Genomic DNA, 22,266 nt, shown 5'->3' with positions numbered 1-22,266 from the left:
GAATGTTCGGCGGGAGCGACGGAACCTCCCGCCGCTCCCTCATGATGATCCGGTGGTTCTCGGCCGTGGTCGTTTCACGTGGTTGTGGGCCGTTAACCGAAGAATCGTAGTAGTGCGTCGGCGGTGTCGTTCGGGTTGTCCTCGGCCACGAAGTGTCCGGCTGCCGTGATGTTTGCGCGTTGTGCGCCGGGGATGGCGGCGGCGAGGCGGTCGCCCGTGGTGGTGCTCAGCCATTGGTCCTGTTCGCCCCACAGGACCAGGGTGGGGGCGGTGACCCGGTCCAGCTTGGCCACGGCCTCGCGGGTGTCGTTGAAGCTGACGCTGACCACCTGGTCGATCCAGCGGTTCTGTCCCGCCTGCCCGGACCACTGGGACAGGTAGGCTTCCGCCACTTCCTCGGACATCCGCCGGTGGCAGGCGCTGCGAAGGCGTTTGTCGATGACGTCGGTGAAGACGTCCTCTGGCATCGTGCGGTAGGCCTGCGGGTACCGTTGCTGGTGTTCGGTGAACGGGGTGTTCCACGGGCCGAGCACAGCGGCGTCCAGCAGGGCGAGTCCTCGGGTGGGGACCTGTTCGATCAGGTGGGCCCGCATCACGATTCCCCCACCGATGTCGTGCCCGACCAGGCCGGGTTCACTGAGTCCCCAGTGGTCGACCAGCTCGGCCAGGGTCCGTGCCTGCAGCTCGATGGAGGGCCACACGCCGGGGGCGAGCCGGGAATCGCCGAACCCCGGCAAGTCCCATACGTACACGGTGTGGTTCCGAGCCAGCGAGGGCACGACGCCACGCCACAGATAGGACCAGGACGGCGCGCCGTGCACCAGCACCACGGGAGGTCCTTCGCCGAACACCTCGGCGGCCACTTCGCCGCCCGGGACACGAATCCGCTGGGAAAGCGCCCACGGTTCCGACGAGGTCCGTGTGATCATTCCGACCACCTCCACGTAAGGGTTAAGATTAGCTTTGTCCGGTTACCCTAGCACAGAGTAAGCCATGAAAATAGATTTCTCCAATTACACCGTGGGGGCGGCGTTGGCCACCGACCTGGTCAACACGTCCCCGGCGATACGACGAACCACCGACGAGGTCCTCACCAGTCCCACGGCCCTACGACGGTTCCTCACCGAACACGGCGTCACCACCGACACCACGACGCCGGATGGCGTGCCCTCCGACGACGACCTCGCCCGCGTGAAGCGGCTGCGGGAGGAGATTCGTGCTCTTCTCGCGACCAGCGATGTCGAGGAACTCGTCGAAGGAGCGACCACGCTGCTGGCCCGGGCCACCGCGACTCCGACGGTGCTGCTCGACTCCCACCGGCGATGGCAGTGGGGCCTGGCAACCTCCCCCGACGCCTCCGTGGCGGAGGAACTAGCCGCACTGGTGTGCGCCGGGCTGCTGGGAACACTGCACGCCTTGAGCCACGAACGCTTCCGACACTGCGCCGCCACCGAGTGCGACGGCGTGTTCATCGACACCAGCAAAGCGGGACGACGCCGATACTGCACCCCCCAGATATGCGGAAACCGACAAAACGTCGCACGACACCGCGCCCGACAACGACGCGACGAGCAGAACTCCCATCCCTGAGCGCGTTGGTGCGAAACCCGTGTCGGACCGGGCTGTCGACTTCGGCGAGCCGAAGCACTGCGGAACGCTGCCCGGATCTGTGCCAGTGGATGCTCGCGGGCCGGTGTAGCGAGTGACCCGATCCGGTGTCACGTGACCGTGTGAGGAGCCACGTCGCCGTGGCGCCGTGGTCGGGTTCTCTCGGAACTCGGTCAACAACGACACGCCAATTCGCGATTTTCGCGGGGTATTTTTCAGTCTTTCCGTGTGCGATTCTGGGACGGTCTCATTTTTTGTCTGTTTGTGTCGTGGTGACGCTTTCGCGAATTTCTCTCGCCGATTCGTGGTGCGCTGCTGAATTCCAACATCGAGTTGTGAACTGATTCACTCTGTTCTAGCTTGGGCGATGCCGCATACCACAACAAGGAAGTGATCACCGATGTCATCGTCCCCGGACAGCGGTGTGCACGAAACGGCCGATCGCCTGTTTGAACGTCGTGTCGAACCCGTCAATCAAATCCTGGCGAACGCCGATAACGTGGCCCGAGCCTGTCATGCCGTATCTCGAAGATTCCACGAAGGTGGAAAACTGGTCGTTTTCGGAAACGGCGGGGCCAGTACCGACGCGCAGCACGTCGCGGTCGAGTTCGTGCATCCGGTGATCGTCGGCAAACGCGCGCTGCCCGCCGTCTCGCTGACCTCCGACGTGGCCACGGTGACCGGAGTGGCCACCGGTAGCGGCGAGGGGCTGGACGAGGTGTTCGCCCACCAGATCCGGCACCTGGCCGACCCGGGCGACATCGCGCTGGGGATCTCCACCGACGGGAACTGCGCCAACGTGCTGCGCGGGCTGCGCGAGAGCGGCGACCTCGGCCTGCTGACCGTCGGCCTGGTCGGTGGTGACGGCGGGGCGGTGGCGGAGTCCGGAGTCGACCACGTGCTCACGGCGCGGGCCACCGATCCGCGCGTGGTCAAGGAAATGCACGTGACCATGTACCACATCCTCTGGGAACTGGTGCACGTCTTCCTCGAACAGCCCGGCGTACTGACCTCGGAAGTGACGGCATGAGCGAGGAGCCGCTTCCCGACCCGGCGCCCTCCGGCGCGAGCTGCGACGGGCAGCACTGCGTGACCTGTTCGGACGAAGCGGTGCGCGTCACCGTGCTGCGGCTGCTCGCGGAGGGCATGGCCGACGTGGAAACCGAACTCGGAACCGAACGGATCAGCGTCGCGCTGGTTCCGGCCGCCGTCGGCGACACCGTGCTCGTGCACGCGGGCGAGGCCATCGCGACCGTCGAGGAGTGAACACCGTGGACCAAGCCAACACCGACACCGGACCCGCCACCCACACCGGACCCGCCACCCACACCGGCCCCACTGCTCCAACCGGTCCCACTACGCACAGCGGTCCCGCGAGCGACGCAGGCCCCGCCGGGGCGCTGTATCCGTTCCTGACCAACGCGCCGGTCGACGTCGACGCCGTGTTCGAGCAGGTACGTCACTCCATCGAGACGAAGGCCCGCGAGATCAGGGAGCTGCGGGTCGAGGTGCACCGGCGCGACGGCGACAACCTCCTCCGCTGCGCGGAGGCTATGGCCGAACGCTTCGTCCGCGGCGGCAGGCTGCTCGCCTTCGGCAACGGGGGCAGCTCCACCGACGCCCAGGAGATCGCCAGCCAGTTCCTGCACCCCGACGCGGGAGGAACCGCGCTGCCCGCTCTCGGGCTGACCAGCGACATCGCGGTGGTCACCGCGCTGTGCAACGACGTCGGCTTCGACGTCATCTTCGCCAGGCAGCTCGGCGCGTTCGGCGGCCCCAACGACATCGCGGTCGGCATCTCGACCAGCGGTAACTCGGCCAACCTGCTCGCGGGCTTCGAGGAGGCCAAGGGCAGGGGGATGCTGACCGTCGGCATCGCGGGCTACGAAGGCGGCAAGATGTCCGAATCGGACAGCATCGATCACCTGTTCGTGGTGCCCTCACCCTCCGTGCACCGCATTCAGGAAGCCCAGACCACGCTCTACCACGCGCTCTGGGAGCTCACCCAATCCGCGCTCTCCCGGAATCGGGACGGTGCGGCACCGCAGGGCACACCGGCCTCGATGCGTGAGTGAGGAGTGATCCGTCGTGGCACCGACCGACGAACGACACATGAAACCCGTTCCCGACGAGGACCCGACCACCCGAGGGGCGGGAGCCGACAGCGAAACCGGAGGCGGTACGCAGGGGCCGGTTCACATTCTGTGGATCAACGCCGGGCTCAGCTGCGACGGCGACTCCGTCTCGCTGACGGCGGCCATGCAGCCCAGCATCGAGGAAATCGTGATGGGCGCGCTGCCCGGGTTGCCCGAGGTGCGGGTGCACTGGCCGCTGATCGACTTCGAGAGCGGCCCCGAGCAGGGCGCGGACACCTTCATCGAGTGGTTCCACAAGGCAGACCGCGGTGAGCTCGAACCCTTCCTGCTGGTCATCGAGGGCTCGATCCCCAACGAGGCCATCAAGGAGGAGGGCTACTGGTGCGGGTTCGGCAACGACCCCAACACCGGCCAGCCCATCACCACCAGCGAGTGGATCGACCGGCTCGCGCCGAAGGCGCTGGGCATCGTGGCCACCGGAACCTGCGCGACCTACGGCGGGATACACGCCATGGCGGGCAACCCCACCGGCGCGATGGGAGTACCGGACTACCTGGGGTGGCGGTGGAAGTCCAAGGCGGGACTGCCGATCGTGTGCGTGCCCGGCTGCCCGGTGCAGCCGGACAACATGTCCGAGACGCTGCTGTACCTGCTCTACCAGGTGGCCGGGCAGGCCCCGATGATCCCGCTGGACGACGCGCTGCGGCCGAAGTGGCTGTTCAGCGCCACCGTCCACGAGGGCTGCGACCGGGGCGGCTACTACGAGCAGGGGCAGTTCACCGAGCACTACGGCACCCCCGAGTGCCTGGTCAAGATCGGCTGCTGGGGGCCGGTCGTGCAGTGCAACGTGACCAAGCGCGGCTGGATGGACGGCATCGGCGGCTGCCCCAACGTGGGCGGCATCTGCATCGGATGCACCATGCCCGGTTTCCCGGACAAGTTCATGCCGTTCATGGACGAACCACCCGGTGCGCTGCTGTCCACCGCCGCGAGCGGTGCCTACGGCGCCGCCATCCGCAGACTCCGCGGCATCACCCGCAAGACCGCGGACAAGGAACCGTCCTGGCGCGGCAAGGGGCGGGAGCTGCACACCGGTTACCGGCCGACCTGGTGATCCGATCCGAGGAAGGTATCCCCGCATGACACAGACCGATCCCGCCAAGAAGTCGGGAAAGTCGAAATCCGATCTGATGGAGATGTCCTGGGACCCGATCACCAGGATAGTCGGTAGCCTCGGCATCTACACCAAGATCGACTGGGAGGCCAGGCGGGTGGTGGAGTGCTACAGCACCTCCTCGATCTTCCGCGGCTACAGCATCTTCATGAAGGGCAAGGACCCCCGCGACGCGCACTTCATCACCAGCCGCATCTGCGGCATCTGCGGGGACAACCACGCCACCTGCTCGGTCTACAGCCAGAACATGGCCTACGGGGTGAAGCCGCCCAAACTGGGGGAGTGGATCATCAACCTCGGCGAGGCCGCCGAGTACATGTTCGACCACAACATCTACCAGGAGAACCTGGTGGGGGTCGACTACTGCGAGAAGATGATCCGCGAGACCAACCCCGGCGTGCTGGAACTGGCCGAGCGGACCGAGGCCCCCAACGCCTCCGAGCACGGCTACCGCACCATCGCCGACATCATGCGGGCGCTCAACCCGTTGGAAGGTGAGTTCTACCGGGAGGCGCTGCAGATCAGCAGGCTCACCCGCGAGATGTTCTGCCTCATGGAGGGACGGCACGTCCACCCCTCCACGCTGTACCCGGGCGGGGTGGGAACGGTCGCCACGGTGCAGCTGTTCACCGACTACCTCACCAGGCTGATGCGCTACGTCGAGTTCATGAAGCGCTGCGTGCCGATGCACGACGACCTGTTCGACTTCATCTACGAGGCCATGCCCGGCTACGAGGAGGTCGGCAGGCGTCGGATCATGCTCGCCTGCTGGGGCAGCCTCAACGATCCGGACCACTGCGACTTCCAGTACGCGAACATGAGCGACTGGGGCCGCAAGATGTTCGTCACGCCGGGCATCGTCGTGGACGGGCAGCTGGTCACCACGGATCTGGTCGACATCAACCTGGGCATCCGGATCCTGCTCGGCAGCTCCTATTACGAGGACTGGCAGGGCCAGGAGACGTTCGTCGACCGCGACCCGCTGGGCAACCCGGTCGACCAGCGTCATCCCTGGAACCAGCACACCATTCCCAAACCGGCCAAGCGGGACTTCGACGACAAGTACTCCTGGGTGATGTCGCCGCGCTGGTTCGACGGTTCCGAACACCTGGCGCTGGATACCGGTGGCGGTCCCATCGCGCGATTGTGGACCACCGCGCTGGCCGGGCTGGTGGACATGGGCAACGTCAGGTCGACCGGCCACAGCGTGGAGATCAACCTGCCCAAGAGCGCCACCATGGGCGAGCGCACGCTGGAGTGGAAGATCCCGAAGTGGAGCAACGCGATCGAGCGCAACCGGGCCCGGACCTACTTCCAGGCCTACTGCGCGGCGGCGGCGCTGCACTTCGTGGACAAGGCACTCGCCGAGGTCCGCGGCGGCAACACGCAGACCTGGGAGCCGTTCGACGTGCCCAACGAGAGCGTGGGCTGCGGGTTCACCGAGGCCGTTCGCGGGGTGCTCTCGCACCACATGGTGGTGCAGAACGGCAAGATCGCCAACTACCACCCCTACCCGCCGACGCCGTGGAACGCCAGCGTGCGCGACTCCTTCGGCACCCCGGGGCCCTACGAGGACGCGGTGCAGAACACCCCGATCTTCGAGGAGAACTCCCCGGAGAACTTCAAGGGCATCGACATCATGCGTGCCGTGCGCAGCTTCGATCCCTGCCTGCCGTGCGGGGTGCACATGTACACCGGCGACGGGTTCGAGCTGGACAAGACGCACACCCCACACGCCTTCGACAGTCAGACCTGAGGGCGTGGTGTTCCGGCCGGGTTGCGGGAGTGGTTGCTTGGCGGAACCTCTGGCACGGCTCTCGCTGCGGGGAGGCCCGACATCGGGTAGCGACCTACACAACGTCGGGCCTTCCTCACGAGAGCCGCACCGGAGAACCCGCGGCGGTGCGAGTTGCGGGAGCGGAAGTACGGCGTTGCGCTGCGAAGCGGCTCGTTCGGCAGGTCCGTCCGGAACACCTCAGTGAGACAACCGGCCCAGTACTCCACACAACCGTGCCCCGGTGCCCGTGCTTGCGGGGCGGGCACCGGGGCGTGACTCACTCACGCGAGGACTCCCCACTGATGACGCAATCCACCACCACGGGGACACCGCCGCGGGCGGAGTCCCAGCAGGACGACGCGAGCGCGGTCGCCGCCCGCGTGGACGAGCTGCTCGGCAAGTTCGACACCGTCGAGACACCCGGCGTCCGCGAGGCGGCCGAGGACCTCGTCGCCACCATCATGCGGTTCTACGGCTCCGGAATCGAACGGATCACGACACTGCTGGCCGAGCACGGTCCCGGCACCGAGCTGCTCGACCGGTTGGCGGCGGACGAGCTGGTCGGCGGGCTGCTGGCGCTGCACGATCTGCACCCGCTGCCGGTGCGGCAGCGCGTGTCCGACGCGCTGGACAGCGTGCGGCCCTACCTCGGGTCGCACTCCGGGGACGTGGAGCTGCTCGACATCGACGAGGAAGGTGTCGTGCGGCTGCGGTTGAAGGGCAACTGCGACGGTTGCCCCTCCTCGGCCGTGACGGTGAAACTGGCCATCGAGGACGCCATCCGCAAGGCCGCGCCGGAGATCGCCGACATCGCGGTGGAGGGCATGGCCCAGCCGGAAACCACCGCCACCGGCCCCGGCGGTCGACCGCTGCTGCCGCTGGCGACCGAGTCGGACAACGGCGGTTCCGCCGTGGCCGATACCGCGGAGTGGGTGAACCTGGACGACCTCGTGCGGCTGTCCGAGGGTGAGCTCACCTCGATCGGAATCGGCGGCGCGAGCGTGCTGGTGTGCAATGTGGCCGGATCGCTCTACGCCTACCGGGACCGTTGTCCCGCATGTGACACGGAGCTGGGCCGGGCGGTGCTGCACGGGGGTGAGCTGCGATGCCCTGGCTGCGCGCGAAGTTACGACGTACGACTGGCGGGCAGGGAGGAGCAGGACCCGAACCTGCACCTGGAGCCCTTGCCGCTGCTGGCCGACGACGGCGGTGTCCGTCTCGCGGTTCCGGAGGTCGCGCGGTGAAACCGGAAACATCCTCCATCTCCGGAACCTCCGGTGGGGCGGGTGCCACCGACCCCGGTGGGTTGCGCCGTTTCCTGCGCTCTCGGGGTGAGTCCGCCAGCGCCGAACGCGCGCCGGGCACCAGCTGCGAGATGTGCTCGGAACAGTTGTGGGAATCGGGGCACTCCCATGTGGTCAACGTGGCGAACCGCCGCATCCTGTGCACCTGCCGCGCCTGCTACCTGCTGTTCACCCACCCGGGAGCGGGCAGCGGCAAACACCGCGCCGTCCCGGAGCGCTACCGCTACGCGCCGAGCTTTCCCCCGGGCGTAGCGCTGTGGGAGTCCACCGGCATACCGGTCGGCATGGCCTTCGCCTTCCGCAGCTCGACCACCGGGCCGGTGCTGTTCTACCCCAGCCCGGCGGGAGCCACCGAGTCGACGCTGCCGCCGAAGGACTGGGACGAGGTGATCGCCGGTGAACCCGCCTTCGCCGACATCGCCGAGGACGTCGAGGCACTGCTGATCAACCAGCTCGGTGAGTCCGGCACCGAGTTCGAGGCTTTCCTGGTGCCGGTCGACACCTGCTACCGGCTGGTCGGACTGGTCCGCACTCATTGGCGCGGTTTCGACGGCGGCAGCCAGGCACGCGAGTACATCGAGGAGTTCTTCACCGGACTCCGGCAGCGCGGCGAGCGGGTCGGCTCCGGACAGCCCGGATGGGAGCGCGGTGATGGCTGACCTCTCCGTCACGTGCGAGGACGTGCGCTGCGAACGCTACGGTGCCGGTCCCACCCTGCTGTTCCGGCTGCGCATCGACGAATCCGGCGAGGACCCGATCCACGCGGTCTCGCTGCGCTGCGCCGTCAACATCGAGCCCCGCAAGCGCGACTACGACAGCTCCGAGGAGGAGCTGCTCGGCCACCTCTTCGGCGGACGGGACCGCTGGGGCCACACGCTGCGGAACCTGCGGTTCGCCAACGTCGCCACGCAGGTACCCGGCTTCACCGACTCCATCCGGGTGGACGTGCCCGTGCCCTGCACCTTCGACATGGAGGTGGCCTCGGGCAAGTACCTGCACTCGTTGCGCTCCGGTTCGGTGCCGATGGTGCTGATGTTCAGCGGCACCGTCTTCGGCAAGGGGACCAACGGTTTCTGGGTCCACCAGATCCCCTGGGAACTGGAGGCCGATTACGCCATGCCGATCGAGGTGTGGCAGCGGCTCAAGGAGCTGTACTTCCCGCGGGCCGACTGGATCCGCCTGCACCGCGACACAGTGGACGCGCTGCTGCGCTACCAGTCGCGACACGCGATCCCCACCTGGGACGCCGCCATCGGAACACTGCTGGACAACGCGGGCGAGGTGACCCCGTGACGGAACTGTTCGACAAGGCGAGGGCGGTGGCCGACGCCGTCCTCTACGAGGGCTACCTGCTCTACCCCTACACCGCCGACTCGCCGAAGAACCAGGTGCGCTGGCAGTTCGGGGTGCTGATGCCGCCGAGCCACGCCGACGACTCGATCGGCGAGTACACCGACCTGCGCACCGAGTGCCTGCTGGAGGCGCCCGAGGACGCCCGGGTGCACGTCCGGCTGCGCTTCCTGCGCATCCAGCAGCGCTCGGTCGAATCGCTCGACGAGCACGGTCAGTACCACCGAGTCACGTCGCTGCCGGTCGGCGACCGCGTGGTCGAGGAGTTCGACGAGGCGGTCGAGCAGGAGCACGACCTGCTGGCCCGGGTCGGCGACCTGCTCGACGGCGGATGCGAACTCGCCGTCCGGGACGATCCGGCTCGGAGCACCGAGGAGATCCGAGACGAGGACGGGGAGCTCCGGGGCAGGCTCGTTCGCGAACTGCGTCCGCTGCGCGGCAGGCTGCGGGTCGACGCCGAACGGCTCGCGGGACCCTACGGTGGTCTGCGGCTGCGGGTGAGTGTGGACAACACCTCCGAGTGGCGGGCCGAGGAAGCGGGCAGGCAGCGGGCGCTGCGGCACGCCTTCGTGGCGACCCACCTGCTGCTCGGCCTGGACCAGGGGGCGCTGCTGTCCTCGACGGCCCCACCGGAATGGGCCGCCGCCGCGGTGGCCGAGTGCGAGAACGTGCGCTGCTGGCCGGTGCTGCTCGGACCCGGGGATCGGAGTGCCGCGGTGCTGGCCGCCCCGATCATCCTCTACGACGATCCGCGGGTCGCCCCCGAGAGCCCACGGCAGCTGCACGACGCCACCGAGATCGACGAGATCCTGACGCTGCGCACCATGGCGCTGACCGAGCGGGAGAAACAGCAGGCCAGGCAGACCGACGAGCGGGCTCGCGGCATCATCGACGGCGTCGACAACATGCCGCCCGAGATGCTGGAACGGCTGCACGGCACGCTGCGATACCTGCGGGAGTCGGTGCCGGAGCAGGAGAGCTCGCGGCAGGAGGGGGCACAGGAGAAGGGGGCACAGCAGGGGAGTCCGGAGGAGAAGGGGGCGCGGCAGGAGGGTCCGCTGCCGTCGTCCCCGCGACAGGACTTCCCCGCCCCGCCCGGTTCGTCCGGCGCGGGAATCTCCGGCGAGGCCGCGGGACCGTTCCCCGAACCCGGGGTGCCCTGGTGGGATCCCGGTGCCGACGCCGCGGTCTCGCCGGAGAGCGACAGCGTCGAGGTGGACGGGCTGTCGGTGTCCAACGGCAGCAAAGTCACCCTGCTGCCGGGTAGCGGCAGCGACGCGCAGGACATGTTCCTGACCGGGCGCGTCGCCACGGTGCGCGCGGTGTACTTCGATGTGGACGGTGGCAGCCACCTCGCCGTGACCCTGGACGACGACCCGGGAGCCGAGATTCAGGGTGCCAACGGGCGGTTCCGCTACTTCGGCACCGAGGAGGTCCGTCCACTGGGGACCTCCGAGGGGACGTCCGAACAGCCGGAGGTAACCGCCCTGTCCGGCGAGGACGAGGTGCGGCGATGAGCCGCCGGGTGCTGGTCGCGGGCATCGGCAACATCTTCCTCGGCGACGACGGGTTCGGCCCCGAGGTCGGGCGCGCGCTCGCGGACACCGAGCTGCCCGAGGGGGTGTGGGCGGGCGACTACGGCACCAGCGGAATGCACCTCGCTTTCGACCTGCTCGACGGTTACGCGACGACCGTGCTGGTCGACGCGGTGTCCAGGGGTGATTCCCCCGGGACGCTGACCCTGCTGCGGCCCACCGACATCGGCAACGCCGACAAGCGAGACACCGCGGCGCTGGCCGACGCGCACGGCATGCAGCCGGATGTGGTGCTGGACCTGGTCACCCTGCTGGGCGGTGATCCCGGACGGGTTTTCGTGCTCGGCTGCGAGCCCGCCGAGCTGGAGCAGCGCATCGGCCTGAGCCGGATCGTGAAACGTGCCGTGCCGGAAGCGGTGCGTCGGGTGCGCGAACTGGTGTGCGCCGAACAGGACGGATCCGAGTCGGCCGGACTCGGGCGAGGAGTTGTCGAAGGAGGTGATCGGTAGTGCGTCGCTTGCTGTTCCTGGTGCTGTTGGTGGGGTTGATCGCCACCCTCGCGTGGCTGTTCGGGCCGGACGTGAAGCGCTACCTGCGGATCAGCCGCATGTGAGATCGGACCTTCGGCGCGGCGATTTCGCGAGAAATTGACGGGCAAGCGGTGCGACCGCTGCTGGCCGTGCCCGCTTACCGGCACCCCCGCGAGAGGTTCCGTCGAGTGACCGCCCCATCAAGGCGAACAACGAGCTGCGACAAGGAGAACGTGAATGTGTCTGGGAATTCCGGGTGAGGTAATCGAAGTCCTGTCGGACCGGCCCGACCTGGCCAAGGTGGACGTCAGTGGGGTGCGTCGCAACATCAATATCGGTCTGCTCGACGACGATCGTCCGGTGGCCGGTGACTGGATTCTGATCCACGTGGGATTCGCGCTTTCCAAGATCGACGAGCAGGAGGCGCAGGCCGCGCTGGAATTCCTGGAGGATATCGGGAAGGCGTACGAGGACGAGTTGGAAGCGCTGCAGGACTCCTACATTGACTAGTGGTCCTCTGCGGCTCGGTTTGCCGGGCTGCTCGCTTGGCGGAACCTCTCGCACGGCTCTCGCTGCGGTGCCGGAGACATCGGGTAGTTACTACACAACGTCTCCGACGTCCTCGCGAGAGCCGCACGGGAGAACCCGCGGCGGTGCCGACTGCGGGGGTGGTCGGAGTCCGGGCTGCGTGGGTGGTGGGAGTTCGGAGTCGGGAACGCCGGAGAACACCGGAAAGAATTCGGATTCGAACGGATGCGTCGAAATCCGGCGGAGCTTTATCAGTTGGACACGTTTCCGGGCGGTCGTTTCCGGGCGGTCGTTTCCGGAAGTTTTTCGCTCTTTCAGGTTTTCACCCGAAAGGTTTCGGAGGAGGTGCCATGAAGTTCGTCGACGAGTACCGCGACGCGGAAAAGGCGCGTGCGCTCTCGGCCAAGATAACCGAACTGTGCGAGCCGGGCAGGCAGTACAAGTTCATGGAGGTGTGCGGCGGCCACACCCACACCATCTACAAGCACGGTCTGGAGGACTACCTCCCCGAGAACATCTCACTGGTCCACGGGCCCGGCTGCCCGGTCTGCGTGATCCCGATGGGCAGAGTGGACGACTCCATCCACATCGCCAGGCAGCCGGGGGTGCTGATGACCTCCTTCGGCGACATGATGCGGGTTCCCGGCAGCAACGGGTCGTTCTTCGACTCCAACGCCGAGGGCACCAACATCCGGATGGTCTACTCCCCGCTGGACGCCCTCAAACTGGCGCGGCAGAACCCCGAACAGCACGTGGTCTTCATGGCGATCGGCTTCGAGACCACCGCCCCGTCCACCGCGATGACGCTGCTGCGCGCCCGGTCCGAGGGACTGGAGAACTTCTCGGTGTTCTGCAACCACGTCACCGTCATCCCGGCGATCAAGGCCATCCTCGACTCGCCGGACTTGCGGCTGGACGGCTTCATCGGCCCCGGGCACGTCTCCACGGTGATCGGATGCAAGCCCTACGAGTTCATCGCCCGCGACTACCGCAAGCCACTGGTGGTGGCCGGTTTCGAGCCGCTGGACATCCTGCAGTCGATCTACATGCTGATGCTGCAGCTGTCGGAGAACCGCTCGGAGGTGGAGAACCAGTACTCGCGGGTCGTGCCGTGGAACGGCAACGAGGTGGCGCTGGACGCCATCAACCGGACCATGGAACTGCGGCCCTACTTCGAGTGGCGCGGACTGGGCTTCATCTCGCACTCGGCCACCCGACTGCGCGAGGAGTTCGCCGACTTCGACGCCGAACGCCGGTTCGAACTGCCGGGCGTGCGCGTGGCCGACCCCAAGGCCTGCCAGTGCGGCGAGGTGCTCAAGGGCGTGCTCAAACCCTGGGAGTGCAAGGTGTTCGGCACCGCCTGCACCCCGGAAACCCCGATCGGCACCTGCATGGTCTCCCCGGAGGGAGCCTGCGCCGCCTACTACAACTTCGGCCGGTTCAGCCGGGAACGCGTCAAGGAGGCGAGCAAGTCGTGAGCATCGAGAACGAGACCGACGCGGAGCCGGTCGCCGCGACCGGTACGTCGTCCGAACACCCCGCCGCGGCATCCGACCACGGCGCTGCCGAAGCCGTACACAGTGCTGCCGAACTCGTACACAGCGCTGCCGAACCCGCGCACGGCACCGCGGAACCGGGCAGCGACTACCGCAACAGGGAACAGCGGGTCCTCGACCGTATCGAGAAGGCGCGCGCCCGCAAACCGAAGATCAAGGAAGAGCGCGTCACCAGCGCCCACGGCGCCGGTGGCAAGGCCAGCCAGACGCTGACCGAGGCGTTGTTCCTGGAGGAACTGCGCAACCCCCACCTGGAGAAGCTGGAGGACGGCGCCGAGTTCGCGGTGGACGGTTCACGGCTGGCGATGACCACCGACTCCTTCGTGGTCTCCCCGCTGTTCTTCCCCGGCGGCGACATCGGCGAGCTCGCTGTCAACGGCACCGTCAACGACCTCGCCGTCTCCGGTGCCACGCCGCTCTACCTCTCCGCCGGGTTCATCATCGAGGAGGGCTTCCCGATCTCCGAACTGCGGCGCGTGGTCCGGTCCATGGCCGAGGCCGCCGAGCGGGCCGGGGTGCGGGTGGTCACCGGTGACACCAAGGTGGTGCAGAAGGGCAAGGCCGACGGCTGCTACATCAACACCACCGGGGTAGGGGTGCGCCGGACCGAGCACGAACTCGGTATCGACACCGTCCGGCCGGGCGATGCCGTGCTGGTCTCCGGACCGGTCGGTGATCACGGCGTCACGGTGATGCTGGAGCGCGGCGAGCTGGATATCGACGCCGACCTGGAGTCCGACACCGCCCCGTTGCACGACATGGTCACCGGGCTGCTGGAGGCCACCCCGGGTGTGCGCGCGATGCGCGACGCCACCAGGGGCGGTGTGGCGACTATCCTCAACGAGGTAGCCACCGCGGCCAACGTCGCCGTGGTCGTCGAGGAGGGCGAGGTCCCGGTGCGCACCGAGGTGCGCGGCGCCTCCGAGCTGCTCGGCATCGACCCGCTGTACGTGGCCTGCGAGGGCAGGATGGTGGCCGTCGTGGACGGAGGCTCCGTCGACACCGCGCTGGCGGCGATGCGCGAGCACCCGCACGGTTCGGACGCGGCGGTGATCGGGCGGATCGGTGAGGATCCACCAGGGCTGGTGATGCTCAACACCGCGTTCGGCGGGACGCGGATCGTGGATCTGCTGGTAGGGGACCCCCTCCCTCGGATCTGTTGAGAGTCAGCAACGGATCTCGGGTGCGTGGTCGGGTAGCCGGCGATTTCGCGAGAAATCGACGCCGCCCGAAACGAATTTCCGTGGAGTGGTTGTGGGAGGGGATCGCGGTGCACGAGCTGGGGATCACCCAGAGTGTGGTGGACGCGGTGCTCGACGCGGTCACCGAGCCGCGCGTCACCAGGCTGGAACTGGAGATCGGCAAGCTCTCCGGCGTGGTGCCGGACTCTGTGCGGTTCTGCTTCGACCTGGTGGTCACCGGCACGGCGTTGGAAGGTGCGCGGTTGGACATCGTGACTCCGACCGGCAGCGGTCGCTGTCGGGACTGTGACCAGCGGCTCGTGTTGGAGGACCAGCTCGCGGTCTGCGACTGCGGCAGTCCCGATGTCGAAGTGCTCTCCGGACGGGAACTGCGGATCAGAGCGGTGGACGTGGAATCCGGAACCGTCACCTCGTGAGTGGCTGGGTACGCGGATTCCTTCGATTGGTCGGTTCGACGTTGTGGGAAGGGAAGAACGATGTGCGCTACCTGTGGATGCGGTGACGAGCGCGGCGTGCGGGTGGAAACCCGCGACGCCGCCGACACGCGGGAGGAATCCGAATCCGGATCGCCGGATCACCTGCACGGGGAGTATTCCCATTCGCACGACCATCCTCATGACCACGACCATCCGCACGATCACGGTCACTCGCACGAGGACGGTGTGCACGCGCCTGGCGACTCGGAGGCCGAGGTTCCGGAGCAGGACGGCGCCACGCGCAGGATCGAGCTGGAGCGCGAGGTACTGGCCAAGAACGACACGGTGGCCGAGCGCAACCGGCAGTGGCTCACCGAGCGGGGTGTGCTGGCGCTGAACCTGATGAGCTCGCCCGGAGCGGGCAAGACCACGCTGTTGGAGCGAACCCTGGCGGAATCCGCCTCGTCCGTCCCTCTGGCGGTGATCGAGGGTGATCAGGAGACGCTGCGCGATTCCGAGCGGTTGCGTCGTGCGGGTGCCGACGTGGTGCAGATCAACACCGGCGCGGGATGCCACCTGGATGCCGAGATGGTCTGGGGCGCACTGCGTTCGTTGCGGCCCGCGCCCGGCTCGGTGGTGCTGGTGGAGAACGTGGGAAACCTGGTCTGCCCGGCGCTGTTCGACCTGGGCGAGTACGCCAAGGTCGTGATCGCGGCGGTGACCGAGGGCGAGGACAAACCGTTGAAGTACCCCAACATGTTCGCCCACACCGATCTGGTGCTGCTGAACAAGACGGATCTGCTGCCGCACCTCTCGTTCGAGGTGGACAGGTTCGCCGAGTACGCCCGCCGGATCAATCCCGGCGTCGAGATCCTGCCGGTCTCGGCCACCACCGACGAAGGACTCCCGGCCTGGTACGACTGGCTGGCGGGACACGTCTCATCCCCGCTGCACCAGGGAGTCTGACCACTGGGAAGTCTGGCCGGAGTCTCGCGTGGCGTGAATTTCGCGAGAAATCGACATCACCCGTACGGCGGGGCCGGTACGACGATTTCGCGAGAAATCGATGTCGGGTGGGAGAGTGGGCCGCACCTGAAATCCGAAGGAGAGTTCTCATGCGTGCCGTCCAGTTCTACGAAACCGGATCCTCGGCCGTGCTGCGGATGGACGAGGTCGATATTCCGGAACCGGGTGCGGGACAGGTCCGGATCGCCGTTCGCGTCGCCGGGGTGAATCCGCTGGACTGGAAACTTCGTCGTGGTGTGATGCCCGGCCTTTCGCTGCCGCATCGACCGGGACTGGAGCTGTCCGGTGTCGTCGACGCGGTCGGTGATTCCGCACCGTTCGAGGTGGGAGAAGAGGTGTTCGGCTGGGCCGAGACCGGATCCTGTGCCGAGTACGCGCTGGGAACTATCCTGGCACGCAAGCCGTCCGGAATGTCCTGGGTGGACGCGGCCGCGCTGCCGGTGGCCGGGGCCACCGCGTTGCGGGTGCTGCGCGAGCTCGAACTCGGTTCCGGCGATGTGCTGCTGATCCACGGTGCCAGCGGCACGGTGGGACGGATCGCGGTTCAGCTGGCCGTCGAGCTCGGTGCCACGGTGATCGGCACGGCAGGAGAGGGGCGGTTCGACGATCTCCGCGAGCTCGGCGCCGTTCCGGTGAGCTACGGCGATGGTCTGGTGGACCGGGTCCGCGAGTTGGTGCTACGAGTGGATGCCGTGTTCGACGCCGCGGGTACGGGAGTGCTGCCGGAGTCGGTGGAGCTGCGCGGCGGCACCGATCGGATCATCACCATCGCCGACCCGAACGCCGCGGCAGTGGGCGTACCGTTCTCCAGCGGTAAGGGCTGGGACCGTACGCCGGAAGTGTTGTCCGAGTTGGCCGACCGCGTCGTCGCGGGCGAGCTGGACGTCCGGCACGCGCGGACGTATCCGCTCTCCGAGGCGGCGGCCGCACAGGACGACAGCGAGACCGGACACAGCGGGGGAAAGATCACTCTCGAAGTGAGCTGAGTACTCTCGGCTGCTTCCGAACAACCGACCCGTGACCGCCCGGCGTGCTTCGGCGCGCCGGGCGGTCTTCGCGTGTGGTCGGTGCTGTTTTGTAATCAGTGTGGGTTGGGTGGTTGGTGTGGCCAGACGAGGTGCATATTTCTGCGGCAGGCCAGGCGTTCGCGGGCCGTGGTCGCGTCCCGGAAGCCGATGTGCAGGCTGCCGCCGGTACCGATGAGGTCTGCGTGGTCGCCGTGGGCCATGCCCCAGTAGTGCAGCACGGCGTCGTGCCGGTCGCCCAGTTCCTCGCACAGCGCGAAGACGCGCGGCGCGTTCTCGTCGACCATTTGTTGGAGTTCGCCGAGTTCGGTCCCGGGGTGTTTCTGGAGAGTCACCCTGTCCTCGGCGCTCGCTACGACGTGGAGGATCCGAAACTCATCGAGGACCTACAGCTCGATTGCGAAGACTCTTCGTGACGAAGCGTTGGATCAGCGACAATCGGTTGAGCTGATGGAACATGTGATCGCTGATTTGACGCAGGAGTGATTATGCCGGACACATCCGCCGCTCGATGGAGGAAATCCTCTCGCAGCATGAACCAGGGAGCGTGTGTGGAGATGGCGTTCGTTGGCGAAGGACAAGTGATGATGCGGGACTCGAAGGCCCCGAACGCCGGGGTGTTGGTGGTGGACCGTCGTCGATGGGCCGAGTTCGTGACCAAGCTGTCGGAGTGAGTCGCGGAGCGCTTTGTCACCGGTACGGCTGATGACTTCACCAGGATCCCGGTGGTACCTGTGAACTCGGGTATTGTCTCTTGCGCTGCGTTCCGGTTCGACGAGTCCTGCGGGGGACTGCCTCGCTTGAACCCGAGCCCTCGCGATGGGGTGGCGTCGATGAATGCCATGGAACCGTCCACGAGTTGCTGGCGTCGAAGTAGTTACAGCAATCACCACGGCGCGTGCGTGGAGGTGACCACCTTGTCCGGTGCGATGGCAGTGCGGGACTCGAAGGCCCCGAACGCCGGGGTGCTGGTGGTGGATCGTCATCGGTGGGCCGAGTTCCTGGTGGGTTTGTCGGGTTCAGTGTAGTGAGGTGGGTCACTGATCGGGTTTGTCGGTTTGCGGGATGAGGGACTTACCCGTGGGTTAGAGTGATCGTTCGGTCGGGGTGGCATCGGTTGCGGTGAGCTTGTTCGGAGCTGGAAGGGGCTGTGATGGCGGACGAGACCGCTGGGTTCACGGGCGCGAGTGCTGCGCTGGGGGTCATTCGCGAGGAGAACTCTTGGATCCAGCAGCAGATCTCGGCTGGGCAGTTGACCATGGAGCCGCAGGCCGCCGACAATGCCGCTGCGCTGTACGAGCACGAGGCTTTGGAAGCTGATCGGCTCGCTGACTCCGCAACCGGATTGCAACAGGTACCGGGGTTGGGTGAGTACCTCTCGGGAGAGCAGCTGGCGAACGAGTTCGGGAAGAAGGCAGCTAACTGTTCTACCGGAGCGGACGGATCTGTTGGGACAGTTCGTCGATGAGACGCGGCGTAAGGCGCAGCGACGAGTGCGCCAAGGCGTTGGAGATCGCGAAGAAGGTAGAGCCGAACGTTCCGGAACCGGCGTAAGGGGGCGCTGTCATGGGATTCGGATCCTGGTTGGACGAGAAGATGGGGTCGGCGGACGAGGCCATCGGCGACGTGATGAAGGACCTTCCCGGGGCCATCAACGACATCCCGGGAACGGTGCGCGACGACGTCGGCAAGTTGCTCGGCTACGACACGCGTGCCGAGAACCAGCAGCAGGAACAGGCCGAGGCAGCCGAGCAGCAGGGTGAGCAGCAGCGGCAGGAGCTCGAAGAGCGCAATCGGAAGCTGGACGCCCCTGCCGGATACGATCCGCCGTCCATCAAGCAGCACGAGAACTGGCAGTCCTACGATCACAAGAAGATCTACGACACCAACCAGAACACGCTGAGTCACTCCGATGCGAAGGCTGTGGGCGAGGCCTGGAGCGACATCGGCGGCAAACTGAACGAGCTCGGTGCAAGACTGCAGAATGACTCCGCCAAGGCGATCGACAGTGGCTGGTCCGGGCAGGCGGCCGAGACGGCCAAGCAATCCGCGCAACCACTGGCCACCTGGGCCAGTGGCAGCGGCGAGTGCTTCCGGCTGACCGGCAACAAGATCGAGCAGGCCGGTACGGCCGCGGGCCAGGTCAAGGAGATGGTGCCGCCGCCGCGTGATTACAACGTGAGCCGGTCCATGATCGCGGGTATAGCGGGCGGCCCCGGTGGCGCGGGGCAGGACGCGAAGCGCCAGCAGCAGGAACGTCAGCAGGAGGAGCGCCACGCACAGGAAACGATGAACCGGGTGCTGAGCACGACCTACCAGGACGTGGATTCCACCGTTCCCGCCTATCGGCAGCTGAACGGCGATCCCGCTACTCCGCCCTCCACTCCCTCCGGCAACGAACCACCGGCGGTGCCGCCCGCCGTGCCACCGGGGCGTACCGGCCAGGGCAACGTGCCCGGTGGTTACTCCGGTGCCGGTCCGGGGAACGGCGGTTCCGGTGGTACCGGCAACGGCGGTTCACTGCCGGGCCAGAACGGGAGCGGCTTCGGTCCGGGACAGTCCCCGGGCTCGGGTGACTACTCCAACGGATCCGCCGGCAGCGAGTCGGCATGGACCTCCGGACCCGGTGGCTCCGCCACCCCGGGCGGCCCGGGAGCCGCGGGCGGTACCGGTGCGGGCGGTGGCGCAGCCGGACGTGGCGCGGGTGGCGTCGGAGGTGTCGGCGGAGTCGGCGGAGTCGGTGGCTACGTCGGTGGGGGAGCGGGTGGCGGAACGCCCTCCACCTCGGGACGTGGCGGCAGCACTCCGGGCTCGGGGGGCCGTGCGGGAAGTGCTCCGGTCCGGGGTGGCTCCTCGGCCCCCGGAACCGCGGCGACCGGCGCCACCTCGGGACGTGCCGGAGGCGGACGCGCGCCGATGGCGGGCGCGCCCGGCGGACGCGGTCAGGGCAGCGAGGAGGACCAGGAACACGAGCGTCCCAGCTGGTTGGAGGAGTGGGAGGACGTGTGGTTCAACGACATGCCCAGAACCGCCCCACCGGTCATCGAGTGACAACAGCGACGGTGCGTCCGGACCACCACGGAATCCGGGCGCACCCCGGCAGGAGAGGAACACCGTGGCCGTCACGGGCCGTTGGCAGTTGCACCCGCTGCACCTGTACTTCTTGCACAGCTATCTCGGACTGGACGATCTGACGCTGCCGCTGGAAGTGGAGCCCTTCACCCACACCCGGCAGCAGTTCGCCGAGGTGGGCAAGCGTGAGTACGAAACCATGCGCTCCGAAGGGCTGATCGTCGACGACGAGGTGGAGCCCGGCCTCGCGCATGCGTTGGCCGTGCTGGCGAAGCCCTACCTGTGGGTCGACTCGATGTGGTTGCCGAGGTTCGGCGAGCACCCGATGTGGCGCACGGTCGCCGCGGTGACCGTTGGCAACCAGGTGGTGCTCGGCGTGCAACCGCCGGGGGAGACCGAACGCTACGGTGGTCCGCTCACCGTCGAACTCCACGATCGAGTGAGCCTGTCCCAGGCGCTGCTGCCCACGCTCCCCCCTGCACCGCCCGGCAACCAGGGGCCGGCACGAGTCCCCGAGAGTTCCTTCCCCGGGCAGGACTCCGAAACGGACTCCGAGTCGCACGGTTTGCTCCGTCCCGCCGCGGGTTCCTCCGGTAGTGGCAGCGGCGACCGGCAGTTGGCGCTCTACCGCGCGCTCGGCGCGGCCGAGCACCTCCGGGCGGGCCAGCTCGCCGCGAACGTCCGGGACCGCAACGGTCGGGTCACCCGCTCCCGAGTGGTGCGCTGGTTCGACAACGTCGAACCGGACGGGCGCTATCTCGACCACAACGAGCGAGGAAACACCGGGGAGCGGGTATACGCGCTCACCCCGGTGGACGCGCGGGCACTCGGCGGCAAGATCGAGGAGCTGGTGGCCGAGATCCGGTGAGCCGTTCGGCCCGTAGGAGCCGTCACCACGGGAGTCCTCACCGCTGGAGCCGTGGCCACCGGAGCGCGCGGTACTCGGGTTCGTTCAGTGCTTGCCACCCAGTCAGTGCTTGCCACCAGGTAGCAGCTCGTTGAGAAACTCGGTCGTCCGACGGTAGTTCTCGTATGCCTCGGGATCCTCCGGCCCGCCAGCCTCGATCATCTCCTCGTAGGCACGTGCCTGGGCGGAGATGGTGCTGTGCAGCAGCAGCGCCTGCTGCCGGAACCCGTCGAGGAGATCACGCAACAGGGTGCTGCCCATACCGATCTCGTCCAGCCTGTCCAGCTCGGGCTGTTGCTCCGGGTGCATCCGCTCGGCCAACAGTCGCCAACCCGCCGAATGACTGCGCAGCATCGCGCCGTAGTCGCTGTTACCGGCGTCCCGCTCTTCACCGGCATCGGTACCGGAAGGCGTGATGTCGTCCTGTTCATCCCCACCGGCTGCCTCGTCCATTCCCCGATCGTGCCACGGAATACGGCTGCGCGGCGATCGCGGTCGTCCGGAATCTTTCCGTGCTCCGGCCGCGCCACGGTTCGGACGACGAAGCTCCACTACCAGGTGAGGCGTTCGAGCAGTTCCGCTGCCAGTAACAGGGCCAGTCCGAAACCGGCGCACGGCAGTGCCATCAGCACGATCCTGCCGAACTGCCGTTTCGACACCACCGCCAGCAGCAGGATCACCAGTACGACCAGCAGGGTGCACACCAGGAACACGGGATCGGCGCTGAGCGTGGGGTAGAGCTCCCGCGCGGCGTCGCCGAACAACAGCCCGATGGCGGTGGTCGTGGCGATCGCGGCCGACCAGCCCTCCCGTCCGATGTGTCGGAACACCGTTCCGCAGGCGACACCCGCCAGTACCGCGACAGCCAACCAGGCGGCCATTCGTTTCGGATCGACCGAGTATTCCGCCCCGGCGTACTCCAGCACGTACACCCACTGCTTGCCGAGGTAGAACACCAGCACACCGCTCAGCAGCGCCGTCGACGCCCGGCGGACCGCCGTTCGCAGCGTGTGCCCCGCGGTGGTCGTCACTCCCAGCACGATCCAGATCAGAAAACCGTGCGCCAGCCACTCCAACCCGGCCACGTAGTAGGAAACCGCGGCCAACCCGCCGGAGAACATTCCCGACACCACGATTCCCAACTGGACACCCGTCGATCT

General features: G+C 67.4%; 27 protein-coding genes. 23 read left to right on the top strand and 4 right to left on the bottom strand.

Annotated elements, in window-relative coordinates; genetic code table 11:
* Positions 1 to 92 precede the first annotated feature (92 nt).
* Entirely contained in the window at positions 93 to 929 is an 837-nt protein-coding gene (locus tag J2S53_RS07775) for an alpha/beta fold hydrolase (protein WP_456240424.1), read from the bottom strand.
* Between the two features lie 64 nt (positions 930 to 993).
* Between J2S53_RS07775 and J2S53_RS07770 the strand changes: the two genes are divergently transcribed.
* From J2S53_RS07770 to J2S53_RS07685, 18 genes are all read left to right on the top strand, one after another.
* Positions 994 to 1,590: a CGNR zinc finger domain-containing protein gene (locus tag J2S53_RS07770; protein WP_456240423.1), complete on the top strand. Its 597-nt coding sequence runs from the start codon at positions 994 to 996 to the stop codon at positions 1,588 to 1,590.
* 418 nt (positions 1,591 to 2,008) lie between these two features.
* Entirely contained in the window at positions 2,009 to 2,638 is a 630-nt protein-coding gene (locus J2S53_RS07765) for a D-sedoheptulose-7-phosphate isomerase (protein ID WP_456240422.1), read from the top strand.
* Complete coding sequence (locus J2S53_RS07760) at positions 2,635 to 2,874, top strand: HypC/HybG/HupF family hydrogenase formation chaperone (RefSeq protein ID WP_456240421.1); 240 nt, start codon at positions 2,635 to 2,637, stop codon at positions 2,872 to 2,874. The genes J2S53_RS07765 and J2S53_RS07760 overlap by 4 nt, the downstream gene beginning before the upstream one ends.
* Before the next feature lie 134 nt (positions 2,875 to 3,008).
* Positions 3,009 to 3,683: a D-sedoheptulose-7-phosphate isomerase gene (locus J2S53_RS07755; protein ID WP_456242736.1), complete on the top strand. Its 675-nt coding sequence runs from the start codon at positions 3,009 to 3,011 to the stop codon at positions 3,681 to 3,683.
* A gap of 37 nt (positions 3,684 to 3,720) precedes the next feature.
* Entirely contained in the window at positions 3,721 to 4,818 is a 1,098-nt protein-coding gene (locus J2S53_RS07750; protein ID WP_456242735.1) for an NADH-quinone oxidoreductase subunit B family protein, read from the top strand.
* A 25-nt stretch (positions 4,819 to 4,843) separates the two neighbouring features.
* Positions 4,844 to 6,634 (top strand): nickel-dependent hydrogenase large subunit, encoded by a 1,791-nt coding sequence (locus J2S53_RS07745; RefSeq protein WP_456240420.1) that lies wholly within the window; start codon positions 4,844 to 4,846, stop codon positions 6,632 to 6,634.
* 323 nt (positions 6,635 to 6,957) lie between these two features.
* Positions 6,958 to 7,899: a NifU family protein gene (locus J2S53_RS07740; RefSeq protein WP_456240419.1), complete on the top strand. Its 942-nt coding sequence runs from the start codon at positions 6,958 to 6,960 to the stop codon at positions 7,897 to 7,899.
* The gene (locus J2S53_RS07735; RefSeq protein WP_456240418.1) at positions 7,896 to 8,618 is read left to right on the top strand and encodes a DUF5947 family protein; all 723 of its coding nucleotides are present in this window, start codon (positions 7,896 to 7,898) and stop codon (positions 8,616 to 8,618) included. Before J2S53_RS07740 ends, J2S53_RS07735 begins: the two co-directional genes overlap by 4 nt.
* Positions 8,611 to 9,252, top strand: coding sequence for a DUF6084 family protein (locus J2S53_RS07730; RefSeq protein WP_456240417.1), 642 nt, complete (start codon positions 8,611 to 8,613; stop codon positions 9,250 to 9,252). The genes J2S53_RS07735 and J2S53_RS07730 overlap by 8 nt, the downstream gene beginning before the upstream one ends.
* The gene (locus tag J2S53_RS07725; protein WP_456240416.1) at positions 9,249 to 10,826 is read left to right on the top strand and encodes a hypothetical protein; all 1,578 of its coding nucleotides are present in this window, start codon (positions 9,249 to 9,251) and stop codon (positions 10,824 to 10,826) included. The genes J2S53_RS07730 and J2S53_RS07725 overlap by 4 nt, the downstream gene beginning before the upstream one ends.
* Positions 10,823 to 11,353 carry a hydrogenase maturation protease gene (locus tag J2S53_RS07720; protein WP_456240415.1) on the top strand — a complete coding sequence of 177 codons (531 nt, stop codon included), beginning with the start codon at positions 10,823 to 10,825 and terminating at the stop codon, positions 11,351 to 11,353. Before J2S53_RS07725 ends, J2S53_RS07720 begins: the two co-directional genes overlap by 4 nt.
* Complete coding sequence (locus J2S53_RS07715; protein WP_425427422.1) at positions 11,353 to 11,457, top strand: DUF6893 family small protein; 105 nt, start codon at positions 11,353 to 11,355, stop codon at positions 11,455 to 11,457. Before J2S53_RS07720 ends, J2S53_RS07715 begins: the two co-directional genes overlap by 1 nt.
* Positions 11,458 to 11,611: 154 nt before the next feature.
* The gene (locus J2S53_RS07710; protein ID WP_456240414.1) at positions 11,612 to 11,884 is read left to right on the top strand and encodes a HypC/HybG/HupF family hydrogenase formation chaperone; all 273 of its coding nucleotides are present in this window, start codon (positions 11,612 to 11,614) and stop codon (positions 11,882 to 11,884) included.
* 368 nt (positions 11,885 to 12,252) lie between these two features.
* Entirely contained in the window at positions 12,253 to 13,380 is a 1,128-nt protein-coding gene (gene hypD / locus J2S53_RS07705) for a hydrogenase formation protein HypD (protein WP_456240413.1), read from the top strand.
* 200 nt (positions 13,381 to 13,580) lie between these two features.
* Positions 13,581 to 14,621, top strand: a complete 1,041-nt coding sequence (gene hypE, locus J2S53_RS07700; protein WP_456242734.1) for a hydrogenase expression/formation protein HypE — start codon at positions 13,581 to 13,583, stop codon at positions 14,619 to 14,621.
* Between the two features lie 107 nt (positions 14,622 to 14,728).
* Complete coding sequence (locus J2S53_RS07695) at positions 14,729 to 15,076, top strand: hydrogenase maturation nickel metallochaperone HypA/HybF (protein WP_456242733.1); 348 nt, start codon at positions 14,729 to 14,731, stop codon at positions 15,074 to 15,076.
* Positions 15,077 to 15,136: 60 nt separating this feature from the next.
* Positions 15,137 to 16,042: a hydrogenase nickel incorporation protein HypB gene (gene hypB / locus J2S53_RS07690; protein WP_456240412.1), complete on the top strand. Its 906-nt coding sequence runs from the start codon at positions 15,137 to 15,139 to the stop codon at positions 16,040 to 16,042.
* Between the two features lie 149 nt (positions 16,043 to 16,191).
* The gene (locus tag J2S53_RS07685; protein ID WP_456240411.1) at positions 16,192 to 17,088 is read left to right on the top strand and encodes an NADP-dependent oxidoreductase; all 897 of its coding nucleotides are present in this window, start codon (positions 16,192 to 16,194) and stop codon (positions 17,086 to 17,088) included.
* Between the two features lie 95 nt (positions 17,089 to 17,183).
* Here the strand turns inward: J2S53_RS07685 and J2S53_RS07680 are convergent, their stop codons facing one another.
* A complete protein-coding gene (locus J2S53_RS07680) occupies positions 17,184 to 17,462 on the bottom strand; it encodes a hypothetical protein (protein WP_456240410.1) in 279 nt (92 codons plus the stop codon).
* Positions 17,463 to 17,615: 153 nt separating this feature from the next.
* On the opposite strand from J2S53_RS07680, the gene J2S53_RS07675 reads away from it, so the two are divergent.
* The 5 genes from J2S53_RS07675 (at position 17,616) to J2S53_RS07655 (ending at position 21,067) form a co-directional block, all read left to right on the top strand.
* Positions 17,616 to 17,801 carry a DUF397 domain-containing protein gene (locus J2S53_RS07675; protein ID WP_456240409.1) on the top strand — a complete coding sequence of 62 codons (186 nt, stop codon included), beginning with the start codon at positions 17,616 to 17,618 and terminating at the stop codon, positions 17,799 to 17,801.
* 159 nt (positions 17,802 to 17,960) lie between these two features.
* Positions 17,961 to 18,155: a DUF397 domain-containing protein gene (locus J2S53_RS07670; protein ID WP_456240408.1), complete on the top strand. Its 195-nt coding sequence runs from the start codon at positions 17,961 to 17,963 to the stop codon at positions 18,153 to 18,155.
* Between the two features lie 125 nt (positions 18,156 to 18,280).
* Complete coding sequence (locus J2S53_RS07665; protein ID WP_456240407.1) at positions 18,281 to 18,595, top strand: hypothetical protein; 315 nt, start codon at positions 18,281 to 18,283, stop codon at positions 18,593 to 18,595.
* Positions 18,596 to 18,693: 98 nt separating this feature from the next.
* Complete coding sequence (locus J2S53_RS07660) at positions 18,694 to 20,178, top strand: PPE domain-containing protein (protein WP_456240406.1); 1,485 nt, start codon at positions 18,694 to 18,696, stop codon at positions 20,176 to 20,178.
* Between the two features lie 64 nt (positions 20,179 to 20,242).
* Positions 20,243 to 21,067 (top strand): ESX secretion-associated protein EspG, encoded by an 825-nt coding sequence (locus tag J2S53_RS07655; RefSeq protein WP_456240405.1) that lies wholly within the window; start codon positions 20,243 to 20,245, stop codon positions 21,065 to 21,067.
* Positions 21,068 to 21,169: 102 nt separating this feature from the next.
* Here the strand turns inward: J2S53_RS07655 and J2S53_RS07650 are convergent, their stop codons facing one another.
* Both J2S53_RS07650 and J2S53_RS07645 read right to left on the bottom strand, forming a co-directional pair.
* The gene (locus J2S53_RS07650) at positions 21,170 to 21,559 is read right to left on the bottom strand and encodes a hypothetical protein (RefSeq protein ID WP_456240404.1); all 390 of its coding nucleotides are present in this window, start codon (positions 21,557 to 21,559) and stop codon (positions 21,170 to 21,172) included.
* Positions 21,560 to 21,657: 98 nt separating this feature from the next.
* On the bottom strand, positions 21,658 to 22,248 hold the full coding sequence (locus J2S53_RS07645) for a hypothetical protein (protein WP_456240403.1): 591 nt from the start codon (positions 22,246 to 22,248) through the stop codon (positions 21,658 to 21,660).
* Positions 22,249 to 22,266: the final 18 nt, after the last annotated feature.

This window comes from Actinopolyspora lacussalsi (assembly GCA_030803735.1).
GTDB classification, from domain to species: Bacteria; Actinomycetota; Actinomycetes; order Mycobacteriales; family Pseudonocardiaceae; genus Actinopolyspora; species Actinopolyspora lacussalsi.
The sequence above is the reverse complement of the archived record's forward strand: the minus strand, read 5'-3'. Positions and strand labels throughout refer to the sequence as shown.

Bases quoted from the DNA above. Each gene is read 5' to 3' on its own strand.
- J2S53_RS07775 (WP_456240424.1), bottom strand. From the start codon at position 929: ATGATCACACGGACCTCGTCGGAACCGTGGGCGCTTTCCCAGCGGATT.
- J2S53_RS07770 (WP_456240423.1), top strand. From the start codon at position 994: ATGAAAATAGATTTCTCCAATTACACCGTGGGGGCGGCGTTGGCCACC.
- J2S53_RS07765 (WP_456240422.1), top strand. From the start codon at position 2,009: ATGTCATCGTCCCCGGACAGCGGTGTGCACGAAACGGCCGATCGCCTG.
- J2S53_RS07760 (WP_456240421.1), top strand. From the start codon at position 2,635: ATGAGCGAGGAGCCGCTTCCCGACCCGGCGCCCTCCGGCGCGAGCTGC.
- J2S53_RS07750 (WP_456242735.1), top strand. From the start codon at position 3,721: ATGAAACCCGTTCCCGACGAGGACCCGACCACCCGAGGGGCGGGAGCC.
- J2S53_RS07745 (WP_456240420.1), top strand. From the start codon at position 4,844: ATGACACAGACCGATCCCGCCAAGAAGTCGGGAAAGTCGAAATCCGAT.
- J2S53_RS07740 (WP_456240419.1), top strand. From the start codon at position 6,958: ATGACGCAATCCACCACCACGGGGACACCGCCGCGGGCGGAGTCCCAG.
- J2S53_RS07730 (WP_456240417.1), top strand. From the start codon at position 8,611: ATGGCTGACCTCTCCGTCACGTGCGAGGACGTGCGCTGCGAACGCTAC.
- J2S53_RS07720 (WP_456240415.1), top strand. From the start codon at position 10,823: ATGAGCCGCCGGGTGCTGGTCGCGGGCATCGGCAACATCTTCCTCGGC.
- J2S53_RS07710 (WP_456240414.1), top strand. From the start codon at position 11,612: ATGTGTCTGGGAATTCCGGGTGAGGTAATCGAAGTCCTGTCGGACCGG.
- hypD (WP_456240413.1), top strand. From the start codon at position 12,253: ATGAAGTTCGTCGACGAGTACCGCGACGCGGAAAAGGCGCGTGCGCTC.
- hypB (WP_456240412.1), top strand. From the start codon at position 15,137: ATGTGCGCTACCTGTGGATGCGGTGACGAGCGCGGCGTGCGGGTGGAA.
- J2S53_RS07685 (WP_456240411.1), top strand. From the start codon at position 16,192: ATGCGTGCCGTCCAGTTCTACGAAACCGGATCCTCGGCCGTGCTGCGG.
- J2S53_RS07675 (WP_456240409.1), top strand. From the start codon at position 17,616: ATGCCGGACACATCCGCCGCTCGATGGAGGAAATCCTCTCGCAGCATG.
- J2S53_RS07670 (WP_456240408.1), top strand. From the start codon at position 17,961: ATGAATGCCATGGAACCGTCCACGAGTTGCTGGCGTCGAAGTAGTTAC.
- J2S53_RS07665 (WP_456240407.1), top strand. From the start codon at position 18,281: ATGGCGGACGAGACCGCTGGGTTCACGGGCGCGAGTGCTGCGCTGGGG.
- J2S53_RS07660 (WP_456240406.1), top strand. From the start codon at position 18,694: ATGGGATTCGGATCCTGGTTGGACGAGAAGATGGGGTCGGCGGACGAG.
- J2S53_RS07650 (WP_456240404.1), bottom strand. From the start codon at position 21,559: ATGGACGAGGCAGCCGGTGGGGATGAACAGGACGACATCACGCCTTCC.